Genomic DNA, 21,392 nt, shown 5'->3' on the forward strand with positions numbered 1-21,392 from the left:
TTGGAAAGAGCGAGGCGGTATTGCGCCGCCAGAGAGTAAAAGAACGAAGAGCCGGGCGCCCGCTTGGGGCTGGCACCCGGCTCCGGGTACTACTTACAGCAAAGTCAATCCGCGATTTTACTCGAGGATCTTGGCAACGACACCAGCGCCGACCGTACGGCCGCCTTCACGGATTGCGAAGCGCAGACCTTCTTCCATCGCGATCGGGTTGATCAGCTTCACCGTGATCGACACGTTGTCGCCCGGCATGACCATTTCCTTGTCCTTCGGCAGCTCGATCGAGCCCGTCACGTCCGTCGTACGGAAGTAGAACTGCGGACGGTAGTTGTTGAAGAACGGCGTGTGACGGCCACCTTCGTCCTTGCTCAGCACGTACACTTCAGCCGTGAAGTGCGTGTGCGGGTTGATCGAACCCGGCTTCGCCAGAACCTGGCCACGCTCCACGTCTTCACGCTTCGTGCCGCGCAGCAGGATACCAACGTTGTCGCCTGCCTGACCCTGGTCGAGCAGCTTGCGGAACATTTCCACGCCCGTGCAGGTCGTCTTCACCGTCGGCTTGATACCGACGATTTCGATTTCTTCGCCGACCTTCACCACGCCGCGCTCCACGCGACCCGTCACCACCGTGCCGCGACCCGAGATCGAGAACACGTCTTCCACCGGCATCAGGAACGAACCGTCAACCGCGCGCTCCGGCGTCGGGATGTACGTGTCCAGCGCGTCGGCCAGGTTCATGATCGCCACTTCGCCCAGCTCGCCCTTGTCGCCTTCCAGCGCCAGCTTGGCCGAACCCTTGATGATCGGCGTGTCGTCGCCCGGGAAGTCGTACTTCGACAGAAGTTCGCGAACTTCCATCTCGACCAGTTCCAGCAGCTCGGCGTCATCCACCATGTCGCACTTGTTCAGGAACACGATGATGTACGGAACGCCAACCTGACGTGCCAGCAGGATGTGCTCACGCGTTTGCGGCATCGGGCCGTCTGCGGCCGAGCACACCAGGATCGCGCCGTCCATCTGCGCTGCGCCCGTGATCATGTTCTTCACATAGTCAGCGTGGCCCGGGCAGTCGACGTGTGCGTAGTGGCGGTTAGCCGTTTCGTACTCGACGTGTGCCGTGTTGATCGTGATACCACGTGCCTTTTCTTCCGGCGCCGCGTCGATCTGGTCGTATGCCTTCGCTTCGCCGCCAAACTTCTGCGTCAGAACCGTCGTGATCGCTGCCGTCAGCGTGGTCTTGCCGTGGTCAACGTGACCGATCGTGCCGACGTTCACGTGCGGCTTGGTCCGTTCGAATTTACCTTTAGCCATGTTTCTCTTCTTTCAAAAAGTTAATCGTTGAATGACTTTGCCGCGCGATTACTTCGACTTGGCGTTGATGATCGCTTCCGACACGTTACGCGGTGCTTCGGAGTAGTGCTTGAACTCCATCGTGTACGTTGCACGACCTTGGGTCAGCGAACGCAGCGACGTCGAATAGCCAAACATTTCCGACAGCGGCACTTCGGCGCGAACGATCTTGCCGCCGCCAACCATGTCGTCCATACCCTGGACGATGCCACGACGACCCGAGAGGTCGCCCATCACGTTGCCCATGTAATCTTCAGGCGTTTCGACTTCGACGGCCATCATCGGTTCGAGAATGACCGGCTGCGCCTTGCGCATTGCTTCCTTGAACGCCATCGAACCGGCCATGCGGAACGCGTTTTCGTTCGAGTCAACGTCGTGGTACGAACCGAACGTCAGGTGAACCTTCACGTCAACGACCGGGAAGCCTGCCAGCACGCCAGCCTTCAGCGTTTCCTGGATACCCTTGTCGACTGCCGGGATGTATTCACGCGGAATCACACCGCCCTTGATCTCGTCCAGGAACTCGTAGCCCTTGCCTTGCTCGTTCGGCTCGAGCGTGATGACCGCGTGACCGTACTGGCCGCGACCACCCGACTGCTTGACGAACTTGCCGTCGACGTCTTCCGCCTTGCCGCGAATCGTTTCGCGGTAAGCCACCTGCGGCTTGCCAACCGTTGCTTCGACGCCGAACTCACGCTTCATCCGGTCGACCAGAATTTCGAGGTGGAGCTCGCCCATGCCCGAGATAATGGTTTGACCCGATTCTTCGTCCGTTTGAACGCGGAACGACGGATCTTCCTGAGCCAGACGGTTCAGCGCCAGACCCATTTTTTCCTGGTCGGGCTTCGTCTTCGGCTCAACAGCCTGCGAAATCACCGGCTCCGGGAAAATCATGCGTTCGAGCACGATCGGATGCTGCGGATCGCACAGCGTGTCGCCCGTGGTCGCTTCCTTCAGGCCGACCGCGGCAGCGATGTCGCCAGCACGAACTTCCTTGATTTCTTCACGCTGGTTTGCGTGCATCTGCAGAATACGACCCAGACGTTCCTTCTTGTCCTTCGTCGCGTTCAGCACCGTATCACCCGAATTCACAACACCCGAGTAGACGCGGAAGAAGATCAACTGGCCGACGAACGGGTCGGTCATGATCTTGAATGCCAGCGACGAGAATTTTTCGTCGTCCGACGCACGGCGCTCGCCCTTTTCACCGTTTTCCAGTTCGCCCGTAACCGGCGGAATGTCGATCGGCGACGGCAGGAAGTCCAGAACGGCGTCCAGCATACGTTGCACGCCCTTGTTCTTGAACGCGGTGCCGCACAGCATCGGCTGGATTTCGCAAGCGATGGTACGGTCGCGCAGACCCTTGATGATCTCGGCTTCCGACAGCTCGCCTTCCTCGAGGTACTTGTTCATCAAGTCTTCGCTCGACTCAGCCGCCGCTTCGATCATCTTCTCGCGCCATTCGTTGCACGATTCGACGAGTTCAGCCGGGATGTCTTCGTACGAGAACTTGGTACCTTGGGACGCGTCATCCCAAATGATCGCCTTCATCTTCATCAGGTCGACGACCCCCGTGAAGTTTTCTTCCGCACCGATCGGCACCACGACCGGAACCGGGTTCGCCTTCAGACGCAGCTTCAGCTGGTCGTAGACCTTGAAGAAGTTCGCGCCGGTACGGTCCATCTTGTTGATGAACGCGAGACGGGGAACCTTGTACTTGTTAGCCTGGCGCCACACGGTTTCCGACTGGGGCTGCACGCCACCCACAGCACAGTAGACCATGCATGCACCGTCGAGCACGCGCATCGAGCGCTCAACTTCAATCGTGAAGTCGACGTGGCCCGGGGTGTCGATGATGTTGATGCGGTGCTCGGCGCGGTCGCCGGCCATGCCCTTCCAGAATGCCGTGGTAGCAGCGGACGTGATGGTAATACCGCGTTCCTGCTCCTGCTCCATCCAGTCCATGGTGGCAGCGCCGTCGTGAACTTCACCAATTTTGTGGTTCACGCCGGTGTAGAACAGAATGCGCTCGGTCGTCGTCGTTTTGCCGGCGTCGATGTGAGCGCTAATACCGATGTTACGGTAGCGCTCGATAGGTGTCTTGCGAGCCACTTTGATCCTCTATTGGGATGACGCGATGCGAGAAAATACCCATCGCGCTGTAACACAAACGGGCGAGGCGCTTTGTAAGCGCACCCGCCCGGAATTTCTTTCCGCTTTTTCTGCTAAACCCGAATTCGGGCAGCTTAGAAACGGAAGTGCGAGAACGCCTTGTTGGCTTCTGCCATCCGGTGAACTTCGTCGCGCTTCTTCATCGCGCCGCCACGGCCTTCGGCCGCTTCGGAGAGTTCACCTGCCAGACGCAGGGCCATCGACTTCTCGCTGCGCTTCTTCGCGGCTTCACGCAGCCAACGCATCGCCAATGCCATACGACGCGACGGGCGCACTTCGACCGGAACCTGATAGTTCGCACCACCAACGCGGCGGCTCTTCACTTCGACCACCGGCTTGACGTTGTTGAGCGCTACCGTGAACACTTCCAGCGGGTCCTTGCCACCCTTGGTCTGGATCTGTTCGAAAGCGCCGTACACAATGCGCTCTGCAACCGACTTCTTGCCGGAGAGCATCAGCACGTTCATGAACTTAGCTACATCAACGTTACCGAATTTCGGATCCGGCAACACTTCCCGCTTGGGGACTTCGCGACGACGCGGCATGTTTCTTCCTTTAACTTTTCAGTTGGAGCTTTTTAGCCCCGCGGCCACCAACTAACCCGATTCATCTAACGACTTACCAGCCTGGTCGGGTGACCACTTACTCGACAGCACCGGCGAATCCGGCACCACCGCTAATACCGCCTTTGCAGGCGACCTGAAACGACTGACCGGCTAATTACTTGCCAGCCTTGGCACGCTTCGCACCGTACTTCGAGCGAGCCTGCTTACGATCCTTGACGCCCTGGGTGTCCAGCGAGCCGCGAACCATGTGGTAACGCACACCCGGCAAGTCCTTAACACGGCCGCCGCGAATCAGCACGACCGAGTGTTCCTGCAGGTTGTGGCCTTCACCACCGATGTACGAAATGACTTCGAAGCCGTTCGTCAGACGAACCTTGGCAACTTTACGCAGTGCCGAGTTAGGCTTCTTCGGCGTCGTGGTGTACACACGGGTGCACACGCCACGACGCTGGGGGCAGTCCTGCAAGGCCGGGCTCTTGCTTTTCGTCGTTTCCGACGCACGGCCTTTGCGAACCAGTTGATTGATGGTTGGCATTGTTTATTCCTGAAATTGAACAAAATCGACGCATCTGTTTCTGGGCAAAGCAGAAACGACTGCGCATCGAACTTCCGGCCCCGGGTGTCGGCATGCGAATTGACTTCGCGCGCAGGCATTCCAAGAACCGGAACCTAGCATAATATTCCGAAAATACTAAGGGAGTCAACAGGTTGCGACAGTTCGCAAACCTTTCCGGAGTCCGCGGAGCCGTGCCGCGGCTAATCCGCGGCCACGACTTCCAGCAATTCGTCGCCGAAACGATCGAGTTTACGTGCGCCCATGCCTGGAATGCCGCGCAAGTCCTCGATCGAGTCGGGACCGTTACGTGCAATCTCGGCAAGCGTCGCGTCGTGAAATATGACGTACGCGGGCACGCCGTCGCTCTTCGCCGTTTCGGTGCGCCACGCCCGCAAGCGATCCCAGCGCGCTCGTTCGCGCGGGCCCATACCGATGGTCGGATCGGCGCGTTCGCTCGTGCGGCCGGATGACTGCCGACTGCGCGTCGGCTTCACGTAGCGGCGCATCGTGACGTTTTGCTCGCCTTTGAGCACCGGCTTGCTCGCTTCCGTAAGGACCAGCGAGCCGAATCCTTCGTGGTCGACAGTTAGATACCCGAACGCCACCAATTGCCGGAACACTGCGCGCCATTCCGGCTCGCCCAGCGCCGCGCCAATGCCGAACGTCGTCAGCTTCTCGTGGCCGCGTTGCAGAATTTTTTCGCTGCGGTTGCCGCGCAAGATGTCGATCAGATGGCCGGCGCCGAAGTGAAAACCACTGGCCCGCTGTGCACGGAATACGCACGACAAAGCCATTTGCGCTTCGCGCGTGGCGTCCCATGTGTCCGGTGGTTCGAGGCAGTTGTCGCAGTTGCCGCACGGCTTGCTCGATTCGCCGAAGTACGCGAGCAAGCGCACCCGACGGCACGTCGCGGCTTCGCATAGTCCAAGCAGCGCATCCAGCTTGCCGGTTTGCACGCGTTTGTGCGCGTCGTCGGCATCGGACTCGTCGATCATTTTCCGCTGCTGGACGACGTCGCCCAGGCCGTACGCCATCCACGCATTCGACGGCATGCCGTCGCGGCCCGCCCGGCCAGTCTCCTGGTAGTACCCTTCGACACTCTTCGGCAAATCCAGATGCGCGACAAAGCGCACGTCAGGTTTGTCGATGCCCATGCCGAACGCGATCGTCGCGCACATCACAATGCCTTCCTCGCGCTGAAACATCTCCTGATGCTTCTGGCGGATTTCGAACTCCATACCCGCGTGATACGGCAGCGCCCGCATGCCCTTTTCTTTTAGCCACTCCGCGGTTTCTTCGACCTTCCGGCGCGACAGGCAGTAGACGACGCCGGCGTCGGTCGTGCCATCCGGTTTGGAGTGTTCGGCGCGGATAAAGTCGAGCAACTGCGTACGCGCGTTGTCTTTTTCGACGATTCGATACCGGATGTTCGGCCGGTCGAAGCTCGACACGAAAATCCGCGCATCGTCCAGCGCCAACCGGTGGATGATTTCGTCGCGCGTAATGGCGTCCGCGGTCGCGGTGAGTGCGATGCGCGGCACATTCGGAAAGCGCTCGTGCAGCACCGACAACTGAATGTATTCCGGCCGGAAGTCATGCCCCCATTGGGACACGCAGTGCGCCTCGTCGATTGCGAACAGGCCGATACGTGTGCGTTCCAGCAACTCCTGGAAACGCGGGGTCATCAACCGCTCGGGCGCCACGTAGAGCAGATCGATCTCGCCTTCGCGCAACGCGCGCTCGGTCGCCATGGCCTCGGCGCTCGACAACGTCGAATTCAGATACGCCGCGCGCACGCCCACTTCGGTCAGCGCCGCAACCTGGTCCTGCATCAACGCGATCAGCGGCGACACGACGATGCCCGCACCAAATCCCGCTTCACGGCGAACTAGCGACGGAATCTGATAACACAGCGACTTGCCCCCGCCGGTCGGCATCAGCACAAGACAATCGCCGCCGGCGGAGACGTGCTCGACAATTTCGCCCTGCTGCCCTCTGAACGCGGGATAGCCGAAAACTTCGTTGAGGATCTGGAGCGAACGGGACATGAGATAGAGGTTGAACAGCGCGATGCCGGTGGACGGATTTTACCAACCCCTGGGCGCACCGCCCGAAAGGTTTGCACGCGTTAGCCGTTCGGATTAGGAAATCAGGCGAGCGAGTCCCGGAGCGTCGAGACATGCTCTAACAGGGACGCAACGCGCAATGCACGCGAGACCGCACGCCTACGTCGCGTGGCACGCCGAAGGAAAAAACCGAGAACGAAAAACGAGGGCGAAAAAAAACCGCCCGGTCGAAACCGGGCGGTTCTGTCAGCGTTCAGCAAAAGCGGCTTGCGCCGCTCCCACTTACTCGCCGGAGTGCTGCTGTTCGGCAGCCGGGGTTTCCGGCGTACCGAATTCGAACGACTCTTCCGCTGCGATCTGATCGAAACGCTCGCGATCGGACAGTTCCTTGCTCTTGCGTGCCTTGTGGAACGCGAGACCCGTACCCGCCGGAATCAGACGACCGACGATCACGTTTTCCTTCAGACCACGCAGATCGTCGCGCTTGCCCATGATCGCCGCTTCGGTCAGCACGCGGGTCGTTTCCTGGAACGATGCCGCCGAGATGAACGAATCGGTCGACAGCGACGCCTTCGTGATACCGAGCAACACGTTTTCGTACGTTGCCGGACGCTTGTCTTCCGCGATCATACGGTCGTTCTCGTCGAGCATATCCGACCGCTCGACCTGTTCGCCCGGGATGAATCGCGTATCGCCGTTGTCTGTGATCTGCACGCGGCGCAGCATCTGACGAACAATCACTTCGATGTGCTTGTCGTTGATCTTCACGCCTTGCAGACGGTACACGTCCTGCACTTCGTCCACGATGTAACGCGACAGCGCTTCGATACCTTGCAGACGCAAGATGTCGTGCGGATCGGCCGGACCGTCGACAATCATTTCGCCCTTGTTGACGACCTGACCATCGTGCACCAGAACCTGCTTTTCCTTCGCGATCAGGAACTCGTGCTGATTACCGTCGAGATCCGTGATAACGAGACGCTGCTTGCCCTTCGTGTCTTTACCGAACGACGTCGTACCCGTCACTTCCGCCAGGATACCTGCATCCTTCGGCGAACGCGCTTCGAACAGTTCGGCCACACGCGGCAGACCACCGGTAATGTCACGCGTCTTCTGCGATTCGACCGGGATACGCGCCAGCACTTCACCGACCTGCACCTGCTGACCATCCTTCACGGTGATCAGAGCGCCGACCTGGAAGCCGATCTGCACCGAGTGCTCGGTGTTCGGGATCTTCACTTCCTCGCCGTTCGCGTCGAGCAGCTTGACCTGCGGACGCACCGTCTTGGACGCTTGCGAACCACGACGCTTCACGTCGATCACGACCAGCGTGGACAGACCCGTCACATCGTCGATCTGCTTCGCAACGGTCACGCCTTCCTCGACGTTTTCGAACTTCACCGTACCGCCCCACTCGGTGATGATCGGACGCGTCATCGGATCCCACGTCGCCAGTTGCGTGCCGGCCTTGATCTGCGCGCCGTCCAGCTGCAACAGCGTCGCGCCGTACGGCACCTTGTGACGTTCGCGCTCGCGGCCATGGTCGTCGGTGATCATCGCTTCGCCCGAACGCGAGATGACGATCTGCTCGCCCTTCGCATTGGTGACGTAACGCATCGTCGCCGTGAAACGCACCGTGCCGTTCGACTTCGCTTCGACCGACGAAGCCACCGCCGCACGCGATGCCGCACCACCGATGTGGAACGTACGCATCGTCAACTGCGTGCCCGGTTCCCCGATCGACTGTGCAGCGATCACGCCGACTGCTTCGCCGACGTTCACCGACGAGCCGCGGCCCAGGTCGCGACCATAACAGGCCGCGCACAGACCGTAACGCGTTTCGCAAGTCAGCGGCGTACGCACGCGCACTTCGTCGATGCCGAGGCGTTCGATTTCTTCGACCGCGTCTTCGTCGAGCAACGTGCCCGCTTCGTACAGCGTTTCCTGCGATTCCGGATTGACGACGTCAGCCACCGCCACACGACCGAGGATACGGTCACGCAGTGCTTCGACGACTTCACCGCCTTCGACCAGCGCCTTCATCGCGACGCCTTGCGACGTACCGCAATCGTCCTCGACCACCACCAGATCCTGCGTCACGTCGACCAGACGACGTGTCAGGTAACCGGAGTTCGCCGTCTTCAGCGCCGTATCAGCCAGACCCTTACGTGCACCGTGGGTCGAGATGAAGTACTGCAACACGTTCAGGCCTTCACGGAAGTTCGCCGTAATCGGCGTTTCAATGATCGAGCCATCCGGCTTCGCCATCAGACCGCGCATACCGGCCAGCTGACGAATCTGCACCGCGGAACCACGAGCGCCCGAGTCGGCCATCATGTAGATGGAGTTGAACGACTCCTGACGCGTTTCGTTGCCGTCGCGATCCACCACCGGTTCCGTCGACAGCTGCTCCATCATCGCCTTGCCGACCGCTTCCGACGTTGCCGACCAGATGTCGACCACGTTGTTGTAGCGCTCTTGCGACGTGACGAGGCCCGACATGTACTGACGGTCGTATTCCTTCACCTTCTTCGCGGCGTCGCCGACGATGGTTTCCTTCTGCGGCGGCACGAGCATGTCGTCGACGCAGATCGAGATACCAGCGCGCGTTGCCAGACGGAAACCCGACTGCATCAACTGGTCGGCGAAAATCACCGTTTCGCGCAGACCGCACTTGCGGAATGCGGTGTTGATCAGACGCGAGATTTCCTTCTTCTTCAGCGGCTTGTTCAGCACCGAGAACGGCAGGCCCGGCGGCAGAATTTCCGAGAGGATCGCGCGACCGACCGTGGTCGCGTACAGCGTGATCTTCGGCACGAACGCCGGCGCACCTTCCGACTTGTCTTCGTTATGGACCATTTCGGTGATCCGCACGTTGACGCGCGAGGCGAGCTCCACTTCCTTGTTTTCGTACGCGCGCAGCACTTCCGACACGCCCGTGAACGACAGGCCTTCGCCCTTGCCGTTCACCGCTTCACGCGTCGCGTAGTACAGGCCGAGCACGATATCCTGCGACGGCACGATCGACGGATCGCCGTTGGCCGGGAACAGCACGTTGTTCGACGCCAGCATCAGCGTGCGCGCTTCCATCTGCGCTTCGAGCGACAGCGGAACGTGAACAGCCATCTGGTCACCGTCGAAGTCGGCGTTGAACGCCGCGCAAACGAGCGGGTGCAGCTGGATTGCCTTACCTTCGATCAGCACCGGCTCGAAAGCCTGAATGCCAAGACGGTGCAGCGTCGGCGCACGGTTCAGCATGACCGGATGTTCGCGGATCACCTCTTCGAGGATGTCCCACACCACGGCGGTCTGGTTCTCGACTTCCTTCTTCGCAGCCTTGATGGTGGTGGCGACACCCATCACTTCCAGCTTGTTGAAGATGAACGGCTTGAACAGTTCGAGCGCCATCAGCTTCGGCAGACCGCACTGATGCAGCTTCAGCGTCGGGCCCACCACGATCACCGAACGGCCCGAGTAGTCGACGCGCTTACCGAGCAAGTTCTGACGGAAACGACCGCCTTTACCCTTGATCATGTCGGCGAGCGACTTCAGCGGACGCTTGTTCGCGCCCGTCATCGCCTTACCGCGACGACCGTTGTCGAGCAGCGAATCGACGGCTTCCTGCAGCATCCGCTTTTCGTTGCGGACGATGATTTCCGGCGCCTTCAGTTCGAGCAGACGCTTCAACCGGTTGTTACGGTTGATCACGCGGCGATACAGGTCGTTCAGGTCCGACGTCGCGAAACGGCCGCCGTCCAGCGGCACCAACGGACGCAGTTCCGGCGGCAGCACCGGCAGCACTTCGAGCACCATCCAGTCCGGCTTGATGCCCGAACGCTGGAAAGCCTCGAGCACCTTCAGGCGCTTCGCGTACTTCTTGATCTTCGCTTCCGAGCCCGTGTTCTTGAGTTCGGTGCGCAGCAGTTCGACCTGTTCATCGATGTTGATCGCGCGCAGCAGTTCGCGAACGCCTTCCGCGCCCATTTCGGCACGGAATTCGTCACCGTATTCTTCGACCTTGTTGTAGTAATCCTCTTCGGTCATGATCTGCCGCGCTTTCAGCGGCGTCATGCCCGGATCGATCACCACGTATGCCTCGAAATACAGCACGCGTTCGATGTCGCGCAGCGTCATGTCGAGCACCATGCCCAGACGCGACGGCAGCGACTTCAGGAACCAGATGTGCGCGACCGGCGAGGCCAGTTCGATGTGGCCCATGCGTTCGCGACGCACCTTCGCCAGCGTCACTTCGACGCCGCACTTCTCGCAGATCACGCCACGATGCTTCAGGCGCTTGTACTTGCCGCACAGACATTCGTAGTCTTTGATCGGCCCGAAGATCTTCGCGCAGAACAGACCATCGCGTTCCGGCTTGAACGTCCGGTAGTTGATGGTTTCCGGCTTCTTCACTTCGCCGAACGACCACGAACGGATCTTGTCTGGCGACGCCAGACCGATCTTGATCGCGTCAAAAACTTCGGGTTGTTGGACTTGCTTGAATAGATCGAGCAGAGCTTTCATTGCCTTCTCTCCGTAGTCCGATTAGTTGCGGTCGAGGTCGATGTCGATACCCAGCGAGCGGATTTCCTTCACCAACACGTTGAAGGATTCCGGCATGCCTGCATCGATCACGTGATCGCCCTTGACCAGGTTCTCATAGACCTTGGTCCGGCCGGTCACGTCGTCCGACTTCACCGTCAGCATTTCTTGCAGCACGTACGATGCGCCGTACGCTTCGAGCGCCCACACTTCCATCTCACCGAAACGCTGGCCACCGAATTGCGCCTTACCGCCCAACGGCTGCTGCGTCACGAGCGAGTACGGGCCCGTGGAACGCGCGTGCATCTTGTCGTCGACCAGGTGGTGCAGCTTCAGGTAGTGCATGTAGCCGACCGTCACCGTACGTTCGAACATTTCGCCCGTGCGGCCGTCGTACAGTCGAACCTGATTCTTCGACGGCGTCATGCCGAGGTTCTTCGCGATGTCGTCCGGGAATGCCAGATCCAGCGCGCGCGACATTTCTTCTTCCGTCGCACCGTCGAACACCGGCGTAGCGAACGGCACGCCTTCGCGCAGGTTCTTCGCCAGCTCGACGATTTCCTCGTCGGTGAAGCTGTCCAGCTCTTCAGCACGGCCCGACTCGTTGTAGATCTTGATCAGGAATTCGCGCAGTTCGGCGATCTTCGCCTGACGTTGCAGCATTTCGCCGATACGCCAGCCCAGACCCTTCGCGGCCCAACCCAGATGCACTTCGAGAACCTGACCCACGTTCATCCGCGACGGCACGCCGAGCGGATTGAGCACGACGTCAGCCGGACGGCCGTCGGCCATGTACGGCATGTCTTCGATCGGCACGATCTTCGACACGACACCCTTGTTACCGTGACGGCCGGCCATCTTGTCGCCAGGTTGCAGACGACGCTTGACTGCCAGATACACCTTGACCATCTTCAGCACGCCCGGCGGCAGTTCGTCGCCTTGCGTGAGCTTCTTGCGCTTTTCTTCGAAGGCCAGATCGAACTGGTGGCGCTTCTCTTCGATCGAGTTCTTGATCGCTTCGAGCTGCGCTGCGGCTTCTTCGTCCGCGAGGCGGATGTCGAACCAGTGGTAGTGATCCAGATCTTCCAGGTAAGCCTGTTCGATCTTCGTACCCTTCGCCAGCTTCTTCGGACCGCCGTTCGCGACCTTGCCGTCGAGCATGCGTGCCAGACGCTGGAACGCGTCGCCTTCCACGATGCGCAGCTGGTCGTTCAGGTCCAGGCGATAGCGCTTCAGTTCATCGTCGATGATCTGTTGCGCGCGCTTGTCGCGCTGAATGCCTTCACGCGTGAAGACCTGCACGTCGATGACCGTGCCGCTCATGCCCGACGGCACGCGCAGCGACGTATCCTTCACGTCCGAAGCCTTCTCGCCGAAAATCGCGCGCAGCAGCTTTTCTTCCGGCGTCAGCTGGGTTTCGCCCTTCGGCGTGACCTTACCGACCAGCACGTCGCCTGCTTCGACTTCCGCGCCGATGTAGACGATGCCCGACTCGTCGAGACGGCCGAGTTGCACTTCGGCCAGGTTCGAGATGTCGCGCGTGATTTCTTCCGGTCCGAGCTTCGTATCGCGAGCAACGACGTTCAGTTCTTCGATGTGGATCGACGTATAACGGTCGTCGGCAACCACCTTCTCCGAGATCAGGATCGAGTCTTCGAAGTTGTAGCCGTTCCACGGCATGAACGCGATCAGCATGTTCTGGCCGAGCGCGAGCTCGCCCAGATCGGTCGACGCGCCGTCAGCCAGCACGTCGCCGCGCGCAACCTTGTCGCCCATCTTCACGATCGGACGCTGGTTGATGTTCGTGTTCTGGTTCGAACGCGTGTACTTGATCAGGTTGTAGATGTCCACGCCGACTTCGCCGGCCACGGCTTCGTCGTCGTTCACGCGAATCACGATACGGCCTGCGTCGACGTAGTCGACCACACCGCCGCGGAACGCCTGAACCGTCGTACCCGAGTCGACCGCCACCGTGCGTTCGATACCCGTACCGACCACCGCCTTTTCAGGACGCAGACACGGCACAGCCTGACGCTGCATGTTCGAGCCCATCAACGCGCGGTTCGCGTCGTCGTGCTCGAGGAACGGAATCAGCGAAGCAGCGACGGACACGATCTGCGACGGCGCCACGTCCATGTACTGGATGCGGTCCGGCGTCACCATCAGCGTTTCGCCCGCTTCACGCGACGACACCAGTTCGTCGGTCAGCGAGCCGTCTTCGGCAACCGCCGCGTTCGCCTGAGCGATCACGTAACGGCCTTCTTCGATCGCCGACAGGTAGTCGATCTGATCCGTCACCTTGCTGTCCACGACCTTGCGATACGGCGTTTCGAGGAAGCCGTATTCGTTCAGGTGCGCGTACAGAGCGAGCGAGTTGATCAGGCCGATGTTCGGACCTTCCGGCGTTTCAATCGGGCACACGCGACCGTAGTGAGTCGGGTGCACGTCGCGGACTTCAAAGCCAGCACGCTCACGCGTCAAACCGCCCGGGCCAAGTGCCGAAACACGGCGCTTGTGGGTGATTTCCGACAACGGATTCGTTTGGTCCATGAACTGCGACAGCTGCGACGAACCGAAGAACTCACGAATCGCCGACGAAATCGGCTTCGAGTTGATCAGGTCGTGCGGCATCAGGTTTTCGCTTTCAGCCTGGCCCAGACGTTCCTTCACTGCACGTTCGACACGCACGAGACCTGCGCGGAACTGGTTTTCCGCCAGTTCGCCGACGCAACGCACACGACGATTGCCCAAGTGGTCGATGTCGTCCACTTCGCCCTTGCCGTTACGCAGTTCGACCAGGATCTTGATCGTTGCGAGGATGTCGTCGTCCTGCAGCGTCATCGGTCCGATGATCTCGTCGCGACCCACGCGACGATTGAACTTCATACGACCCACCTTGGACAGGTCGTATGCGTCTTCGCTGTAGAACAGACGGTTGAACAGCGCCTCGACCGCTTCTTCGGTCGGCGGTTCGCCTGGACGCATCATGCGGTAGATCGCGATGCGTGCGGCCATCTTGTCCGCGGTTTCGTCGATACGCAGCGTCGACGAGATGTACGGACCTTGATCCAGATCGTTCGTGTAGAGCGTCTGGATGTCTTTGATCTTCGATTCGCGGAGCTTTTCGAGGACGGTTTCGGTGATTTCGTCGTTCGCGTTGGCGATGACTTCACCGGTGTCGCCGTCGACGACGTTCTTCGCCAGCACACGGCCGAGAAGATAGTCTTCCGGCACCGAGATGAACTTGGTCTTCGCGTTATCCAGGTCGCGGATATGCTTCGCGTTGATCCGCTTGTCCTTCTGGACGATCACGTTGCCGTCGCGATCCGTAATGTCGAAACGTGCGACTTCACCACGCAGGCGCTCCGGCACGAATTCCATCTGCGCGCCTTCCGGCATCAGCGTGAAATTGTCGAACACGAAGAAGTTCGCGAGGATCTGTTCCGGCGTGAGGCCGATTGCCTTCAGCAGGATCGTGACCGGCATCTTGCGGCGACGGTCGACGCGGAAGTACAGCACGTCCTTCGGGTCGAACTCGAAATCGAGCCACGAACCGCGGTAAGGAATGATACGTGCCGAGAACAGGAGCTTGCCCGAGCTGTGCGTCTTGCCCTTGTCGTGTTCGAAGAACACGCCAGGCGAACGGTGCAACTGCGAAACGATCACGCGTTCCGTGCCGTTGATGACGAACGAACCGGTCGGCGTCATGAGCGGAATTTCGCCCATGTAGACTTCCTGTTCCTTCACTTCCTTGACGACCGGCTTGCTCGGCGATTCCTTATCGAGCAGCACCAGGCGCACTTTCGCGCGCAGCGCCGAGCAATACGTCAAACCGCGCTGCTGACATTCCTTGATGTTGAATGCCGGCGACGACAGCATGTAGCTGACGAATTCCAGACGAGCGAACCCGTTGTGCGAAACGATCGGGAAAACGGAAGTAAACGCAGCTTGCAGGCCTTCCGGCTTGCGTTGCGTCGATGACGTGTCTGCTTGCAGAAACGTGCTGAATGATTCAAGCTGGGTAGCCAGCAGGAAAGGTACTTGGTGAACGATGGGGCGCTTCGCAAAACTCTTGCGAATACGCTTCTTCTCGGTGAAGGAATATTGCATACGATCTCCGAATCACGGCGGGCATTGTTGTCGAGGCAGGATACCTTGATGAGACAACCCGAGTGTTCACCGACTGAGACCCGATGGCCGTCCGATGGCTTGAACGAGCCTAGAAGCTTGGTGGTTGGCCGCTACCAACCGCTGGCTGACGGCAGCGGATGCCTGTGTTGCCCGCTACCCGACCAAACTTGCCTTCTGCAGTCGCTTCAGAAGACAAAGAGAAACGCCGGTCAATACTGCCGAAAGGCGATTTTCTTTGGCTTCTGGGGATCACGTTCTTGCCGATAAGGCGATGCAAAAACGCGGCCCCCACAAAGCACAAAAAGGCCGGCGGTGAAAAACCGCCAGCCTTCGCACAACGCGCTGAAACTTACTTGATTTCAGCCTTCGCGCCGGCTTCTTCCAGCTTCTTCTTGGCTTCTTCAGCAGCAGCCTTCGGTACCGCTTCCTTAACAGGCTTCGGTGCACCGTCGACCAGGTCCTTCGCTTCCTTCAGGCCGAGACCCGTCAGTTCGCGAACAGCCTTAATGACCGACACCTTGTTCGCGCCAACGTCAACGAGGTTGACCGTGAACTCGGTTTGCTCTTCAGCAGCAGCAGCAGCGCCGCCGCCTGCCGGGCCTGCCACTGCAACAGCAGCTGCCGACACGCCAAACTTTTCTTCGAACGCCTTGACCAGTTCGTTCAGTTCCAGAACCGACATCGAGCCTACGGCTTCGAGGATGTCTTCTTTTGCGATTGCCATTTGAAATACTCCTAAATTGAATTCGGATACAGCCAGCGATCAATTACGCTCGACTGAAGTACGTTACGCAGCGGTTTCTTCGCCTTGTTTCTTTTCTGCCAGCGCGGCCAGAGCGCGCGCAAAGCCGGAAACAGGTGCTTGCATAACGAACAACAGCTTGGAGAGCAGCTCTTCGCGGCTCGGGATGTTTGCCAGCGCTTGCACGCCAGCCTTGTCCATCACCTTGCCTTCGTAGGAACCAGCCTTGATGACCAACTTGTCATTGCTTTTGCTGAAGTCGTTGACGACCTTAGCAGCGGCAATTGCATCTTCCGAGATGCCGTAGATCAGCGGACCAGTCATCTGCTCTGCCAGCGGAGCAAACGGGGTACCTTCGACGGCGCGACGCGCCAACGTGTTTTTCAACACGCGCAGGTAAACCTGTTGCTCACGCGCTTTCGCGCGCAGCTTGGTCAGATCGCCAACCGCGATTCCACGATACTCAGCCAGAACCACGGTCTGGGCTTTCGCGACTTGCGCGGCAACCTCAGCGACGACGGCCTGCTTGCTTTCTTTGTTAAGTGGCACGGTTAACCTCCAGATTCGATACACGCGGCGTGCGCCTTGTGCATCGCGTTCAATAACGGCGTCCGACCAGTCAGGAGTATTTCGACCGCCTGATGCTCACATTACTGCTGACATCAACCAGCTTCATCACTACAAAACCTTTTCGGGTTCGCCATCTGCGTTGGCTTTACATTAAGGACCCGCCTACCTGATGCGTGCCCGCCAACGGTCTTTGACAACCGGCTGCTCGATGCAGACTGCCATCTTGCAACCGCCCAAAGCCCATAAAATCGCCCCGACTTTCATCTAGGCGACAAAATTTCTTACTGTGCTGCGATCGATGCCTGGTCGACGCGAACGCCAACGCCCATCGTGCTCGACAGCGCAACCTTGCGCAGGTAGACACCCTTGCTCGTTGCCGGCTTCGCCTTTTGCAGCGCGTCGACGAGAGCGTTCAGGTTGCTACGCAGAGCCGCCGGCTCGAACGAAGCACGGCCAATGGTCGCGTGGATGATACCGGCCTTGTCGACACGGAACTGCACTTGACCAGCCTTTGCGTTCTTCACAGCCGTAGCGACGTCCGGCGTAACGGTGCCGACCTTCGGGTTCGGCATCAGGCCGCGCGGGCCTAGGATCTGACCGAGCGTACCGACGACGCGCATCGTGTCCGGCGAAGCGATCACGATATCGAAGTCCAGTTTGCCAGCCTTGACCTGTTCTGCCAGATCTTCCATGCCGACGATGTCTGCACCGGCTGCACGCGCCTGCTCGGCTTTTTCGCCTTGCGCGAACACAGCAACGCGGACCGACTTACCGGTACCTGCCGGCAGAACGACCGAACCGCGAACCACTTGGTCCGACTTCTTCGCGTCGATGCCGAGTTGTACAGCGACGTCGATCGACTCGTCGAACTTCGCGCTTGCGCACTCCTTAACGAGCGACAGAGCTTCGTCGATCGCGTACAGCTTTTGACGATCAACCTTGGCTGCAAATGCTTGCAGACGCTTAGAAAGCTTAGCCATTTACACGCCCTCCACGGTGATGCCCATCGAGCGGGCGCTACCAGCGATCGTACGAACCGCTGCGTCCAGATCAGCTGCCGTCAGATCGGGCATCTTGGTCTTGGCGATGTCTTCAACTTGAGCGCGGGTGATCTTGCCGACCTTGTCCGTATGCGGCTTGCTCGAACCCTTGTCGATCTTCGCTGCTTTCTTGATCAGAACCGTAGCCGGCGGCGTCTTCAGAACGAACGTGAAGCTCTTGTCCGCAAACGCGGTGATCACGACCGGAATCGGCAGACCCGGTTCCAGAGCTTGAGTCTGCGCGTTAAACGCCTTGCAGAACTCCATGATGTTCAGGCCACGTTGGCCCAGTGCCGGACCGACCGGCGGCGACGGGTTGGCTTTACCTGCAGGAATCTGCAGCTTGATAAAGCCGATGATTTTCTTTGCCATGTTGAAAACCTCTTTGAAGCACCGCGATGATGCAGCGAGTGCCTGGTGAGTAGTAGCGCGCGTTCGTCGATACCGACTGACTAGTTGCGCTCCTCAACGGCCTTTACGCGGACCGTAAGCGCGAAATACGGAACGCTCCGATTGGTGCGCTCCGTAGGGATTTTGATTACAGCTTCTCGACCTGACCGAATTCCAACTCGACCGGCGTTGCGCGGCCGAAGATCGTAACGGAAACACGGACGCGTGACTTTTCGTAGTTGACTTCTTCGACGCTGCCGTTGAAATCCGTAAACGGACCGTCCTTCACACGCACCATTTCGCCAACTTCGAACAGGGTTTTGGGGCGCGGCTTCTCAACGCCTTCCTGCATTTGCGACATGATTTTTTCGACTTCCCGCGGGGAAATCGGGCTCGGGCGGTTGCGCGCTCCGCCGACGAACCCGGTCACCTTTGCCGTATTTTTTACGAGGTGCCACGTTTCGTCCGTCATTTCCATTTCTACGAGCACATAGCCCGGAAAGAAACGACGCTCGGTCACTGATTTATGACCACCTTTAACTTCGACCACCTCTTCAGTCGGCACGAGAATTTGACCAAACTGGTCTTGCATGCCGGCGCGCTCAATGCGCTCCTGAAGTGCACGTTGCACGCTCTTCTCCATGCCGGAATAGGCGTGCACTACGTACCAACGCTTACCACTCGGGGATGCCGGAGTATCACTCATATCATTTCCAACCCAGAATCACCGAGAAAATCGCCCATTCAATGGATTTGTCACTCACCCAGAGAAAGATGGCCATGACGAACACAAAGCCGAACACTACGAGCGTTGTTTGGGTAGCCTCTTTGCGAGTCGGCCAAACAACTTTGCGGACTTCTTTGTATGAGTCTTTGGCGAAAGCGATAAAACCCTTGCCAGGCGCGGAGAGAAGACCGACTGCAACACCCGCTATCGCACCGACTGCCAGCGCGGCTCCGCGGACGTACCATTCCTGGCCACTCAGCCAGAAAAACCCCACGAACCCGGCCAAGACCAACAATACGCCCGCGACGAGCATCAGCTTGTCGCTGGATGTATTTACAGTTTCGACGGAAGGATTCGCCATAACACCTTAACGAAGCGCCACATACGACGCATAAGTTGGCAGGGGCAGAGGGAATCGAACCCCCAACCTTCGGTTTTGGAGACCGACGCTCTGCCAGTTGAGCTATACCCCTAAACCATTTGGGGTTGACGACACCGCCAACCCCGAAAACTACCGATCAACGAGAACTATCTGGCGTTACTCGAGGATCTTGGCAACGACACCAGCGCCGACCGTACGGCCGCCTTCACGGATTGCGAAGCGCAGACCTTCTTCCATCGCGATCGGGTTGATCAGCTTCACCGTGATCGACACGTTGTCGCCCGGCATGACCATTTCCTTGTCCTTCGGCAGCTCGATCGAGCCCGTCACGTCCGTCGTACGGAAGTAGAACTGCGGACGGTAGTTGTTGAAGAACGGCGTGTGACGGCCACCTTCGTCCTTGCTCAGCACGTACACTTCAGCCGTGAAGTGCGTGTGCGGGTTGATCGAACCCGGCTTCGCCAGAACCTGGCCACGCTCCACGTCTTCACGCTTCGTGCCGCGCAGCAGGATACCAACGTTGTCGCCTGCCTGACCCTGGTCGAGCAGCTTGCGGAACATTTCCACGCCCGTGCAGGTCGTCTTCACCGTCGGCTTGATACCGACGATTTCGATTTCTTCGCCGACCTTCACCACGCCGCGCTCCACGCGACCCGTCACCACCGTGCCGCGACCCGAGATCGAGAACACGTCTTCCACCGGCATCAGGAACGAACCGTCAACCGCGCGCTCCGGCGTCGGGATGTACGTGTCCAGCGCGTCGGCCAGGTTCATGATCGCCACTTCGCCCAGCTCGCCCTTGTCGCCTTCCAGCGCCAGCTTGGCCGAACCCTTGATGATCGGCGTGTCGTCGCCCGGGAAGTCGTACTTCGACAGAAGTTCGCGAACTTCCATCTCGACCAGTTCCAGCAGCTCGGCGTCATCCACCATGTCGCACTTGTTCAGGAACACGATGATGTACGGAACGCCAACCTGACGTGCCAGCAGGATGTGCTCACGCGTTTGCGGCATCGGGCCGTCTGCGGCCGAGCACACCAGGATCGCGCCGTCCATCTGCGCTGCGCCCGTGATCATGTTCTTCACATAGTCAGCGTGGCCCGGGCAGTCGACGTGTGCGTAGTGGCGGTTAGCCGTTTCGTACTCGACGTGTGCCGTGTTGATCGTGATACCACGTGCCTTTTCTTCCGGCGCCGCGTCGATCTGGTCGTATGCCTTCGCTTCGCCGCCAAACTTCTGCGTCAGAACCGTCGTGATCGCTGCCGTCAGCGTGGTCTTGCCGTGGTCAACGTGACCGATCGTGCCGACGTTCACGTGCGGCTTGGTCCGCTCAAACTTACCCTTGGCCATTTTCGACTCCTAAGAGGATTTATCCGTACGTTGCGCCGCGCGCAAACAATCACCGAGACTTCTGGTGCCCATGGGCAGGATCGAACTGCCGACCTCTCCCTTACCAAGGGAGTGCTCTACCACTGAGCCACATGGGCGCTACTTCTGTGTTGCTGGAGCGGGTGAAGGGAATCGAACCCTCGTCGTAAGCTTGGAAGGCTTCTGCTCTACCATTGAGCTACACCCGCAAGGATCATGGATTCCCAACAACTGCTACAACTTGCATTCTGGTGGAGGAGGTTGGATTCGAACCAACGTAGGCGTAAGCCAACAGATTTACAGTCTGCCCCCTTTAGCCACTCGGGCACCCCTCCGCAGAGAACTGACGATTATGAGGGAACAACCGCTTATTGTCAAGACTTGCTTGACCGTTCCTAACTCACAGCTCTCACTTATAGGGAGAGAATCAGCGCTTCCGTAAACGCAGAAACCCCACCGTTGCGGGTGGGGTTTCTGTTTGCTGCAGTGTGCTGCTGGGGAGCCTGACGATTACCTACTTTCACACGGGCAATCCGCACTATCATCGGCGTGGAGTCGTTTCACGGTCCTGGTCGGGATGGGAAGGGGTGGTACCGACTCGCTATGGTCATCAGGCATGACTTGTTGCCGTGGCGCCTTTTGGGGCATCACGACCAATCCGGAAGAAGTAGTTTCTGATGATGTGACATCAGTGGCGGGGGTTGTGTTGTTTTATCTGGCACAACACTGATCTCAACCTGTGTGTGGTCTGCATAAGACCCTGCGCGTAGCGCAGGGTGGGGCATCCATAAGTGCTGAA

15 protein-coding genes, 4 tRNA genes and 1 rRNA gene are annotated in these 21,392 nt (G+C 59.2%); 1 reads left to right on the forward strand and 19 read right to left on the reverse strand.

The window, feature by feature from the left end; genetic code table 11:
- Nucleotides 1-117 precede the first annotated feature (117 nt).
- The 7 genes from tuf (LFL96_RS18105) to rpoB form a co-directional block, all read right to left on the reverse strand.
- Complete coding sequence (gene tuf / locus LFL96_RS18105; RefSeq protein ID WP_280996559.1) at nt 118-1,308, reverse strand: elongation factor Tu; 1,191 nt, start codon at nt 1,306-1,308, stop codon at nt 118-120.
- 48 nt (nt 1,309-1,356) lie between these two features.
- Nucleotides 1,357-3,459 carry an elongation factor G gene (gene fusA / locus LFL96_RS18110; protein ID WP_280996560.1) on the reverse strand — a complete coding sequence of 701 codons (2,103 nt, stop codon included), beginning with the start codon at nt 3,457-3,459 and terminating at the stop codon, nt 1,357-1,359.
- Nucleotides 3,460-3,593: 134 nt separating this feature from the next.
- Nucleotides 3,594-4,064 (reverse strand): 30S ribosomal protein S7, encoded by a 471-nt coding sequence (rpsG, locus tag LFL96_RS18115; protein ID WP_006053291.1) that lies wholly within the window; start codon nt 4,062-4,064, stop codon nt 3,594-3,596.
- Nucleotides 4,065-4,239: 175 nt separating this feature from the next.
- Nucleotides 4,240-4,620 (reverse strand): 30S ribosomal protein S12, encoded by a 381-nt coding sequence (gene rpsL, locus LFL96_RS18120; RefSeq protein ID WP_006998493.1) that lies wholly within the window; start codon nt 4,618-4,620, stop codon nt 4,240-4,242.
- A 221-nt stretch (nt 4,621-4,841) separates the two neighbouring features.
- The gene (gene recQ / locus LFL96_RS18125) at nt 4,842-6,689 is read right to left on the reverse strand and encodes a DNA helicase RecQ (RefSeq protein WP_280996565.1); all 1,848 of its coding nucleotides are present in this window, start codon (nt 6,687-6,689) and stop codon (nt 4,842-4,844) included.
- Nucleotides 6,690-6,989: 300 nt separating this feature from the next.
- Entirely contained in the window at nt 6,990-11,228 is a 4,239-nt protein-coding gene (rpoC, locus tag LFL96_RS18130; RefSeq protein WP_280996566.1) for a DNA-directed RNA polymerase subunit beta', read from the reverse strand.
- Between the two features lie 21 nt (nt 11,229-11,249).
- Entirely contained in the window at nt 11,250-15,356 is a 4,107-nt protein-coding gene (gene rpoB, locus LFL96_RS18135; protein ID WP_280996567.1) for a DNA-directed RNA polymerase subunit beta, read from the reverse strand.
- A 124-nt stretch (nt 15,357-15,480) separates the two neighbouring features.
- On the opposite strand from rpoB, the gene LFL96_RS18140 reads away from it, so the two are divergent.
- On the forward strand, nt 15,481-15,693 hold the full coding sequence (locus tag LFL96_RS18140; RefSeq protein WP_280996568.1) for a hypothetical protein: 213 nt from the start codon (nt 15,481-15,483) through the stop codon (nt 15,691-15,693).
- A 33-nt stretch (nt 15,694-15,726) separates the two neighbouring features.
- Here the strand turns inward: LFL96_RS18140 and rplL are convergent, their stop codons facing one another.
- The 12 genes from rplL to rrf all read right to left on the reverse strand — a co-directional run bounded on the left by rplL (nt 15,727) and on the right by rrf (nt 21,208).
- Nucleotides 15,727-16,101 (reverse strand): 50S ribosomal protein L7/L12, encoded by a 375-nt coding sequence (gene rplL, locus LFL96_RS18145; RefSeq protein WP_042329778.1) that lies wholly within the window; start codon nt 16,099-16,101, stop codon nt 15,727-15,729.
- Nucleotides 16,102-16,164: 63 nt separating this feature from the next.
- Nucleotides 16,165-16,668, reverse strand: coding sequence for a 50S ribosomal protein L10 (rplJ, locus tag LFL96_RS18150; protein WP_115781228.1), 504 nt, complete (start codon nt 16,666-16,668; stop codon nt 16,165-16,167).
- A 302-nt stretch (nt 16,669-16,970) separates the two neighbouring features.
- Entirely contained in the window at nt 16,971-17,669 is a 699-nt protein-coding gene (gene rplA / locus LFL96_RS18155) for a 50S ribosomal protein L1 (protein ID WP_280996569.1), read from the reverse strand.
- Nucleotides 17,670-18,101, reverse strand: coding sequence for a 50S ribosomal protein L11 (gene rplK, locus LFL96_RS18160; RefSeq protein WP_280996570.1), 432 nt, complete (start codon nt 18,099-18,101; stop codon nt 17,670-17,672). It lies immediately after the preceding gene.
- A gap of 166 nt (nt 18,102-18,267) precedes the next feature.
- Nucleotides 18,268-18,825 (reverse strand): transcription termination/antitermination protein NusG, encoded by a 558-nt coding sequence (gene nusG / locus LFL96_RS18165; RefSeq protein ID WP_007180147.1) that lies wholly within the window; start codon nt 18,823-18,825, stop codon nt 18,268-18,270.
- Between the two features lies 1 nt (nt 18,826).
- Nucleotides 18,827-19,207: a preprotein translocase subunit SecE gene (secE, locus tag LFL96_RS18170; RefSeq protein WP_134961600.1), complete on the reverse strand. Its 381-nt coding sequence runs from the start codon at nt 19,205-19,207 to the stop codon at nt 18,827-18,829.
- A 36-nt stretch (nt 19,208-19,243) separates the two neighbouring features.
- Nucleotides 19,244-19,319 (reverse strand) — tRNA-Trp (locus tag LFL96_RS18175).
- Between the two features lie 65 nt (nt 19,320-19,384).
- Nucleotides 19,385-20,575 carry an elongation factor Tu gene (gene tuf / locus LFL96_RS18180; protein WP_280996559.1) on the reverse strand — a complete coding sequence of 397 codons (1,191 nt, stop codon included), beginning with the start codon at nt 20,573-20,575 and terminating at the stop codon, nt 19,385-19,387.
- Nucleotides 20,576-20,637: 62 nt separating this feature from the next.
- Nucleotides 20,638-20,712, reverse strand: a tRNA-Thr gene (locus LFL96_RS18185).
- A gap of 16 nt (nt 20,713-20,728) precedes the next feature.
- Nucleotides 20,729-20,802: transfer RNA gene (locus tag LFL96_RS18190), tRNA-Gly, on the reverse strand.
- Nucleotides 20,803-20,842: 40 nt separating this feature from the next.
- Nucleotides 20,843-20,928 (reverse strand) — tRNA-Tyr (locus LFL96_RS18195).
- A gap of 166 nt (nt 20,929-21,094) precedes the next feature.
- Nucleotides 21,095-21,208 (reverse strand): 5S ribosomal RNA (rrf, locus tag LFL96_RS18200).
- Nucleotides 21,209-21,392: the final 184 nt, after the last annotated feature.

This window comes from Paraburkholderia sp. D15, assembly GCF_029910215.1.
Taxonomy (GTDB): Bacteria; Pseudomonadota; Gammaproteobacteria; order Burkholderiales; family Burkholderiaceae; genus Paraburkholderia.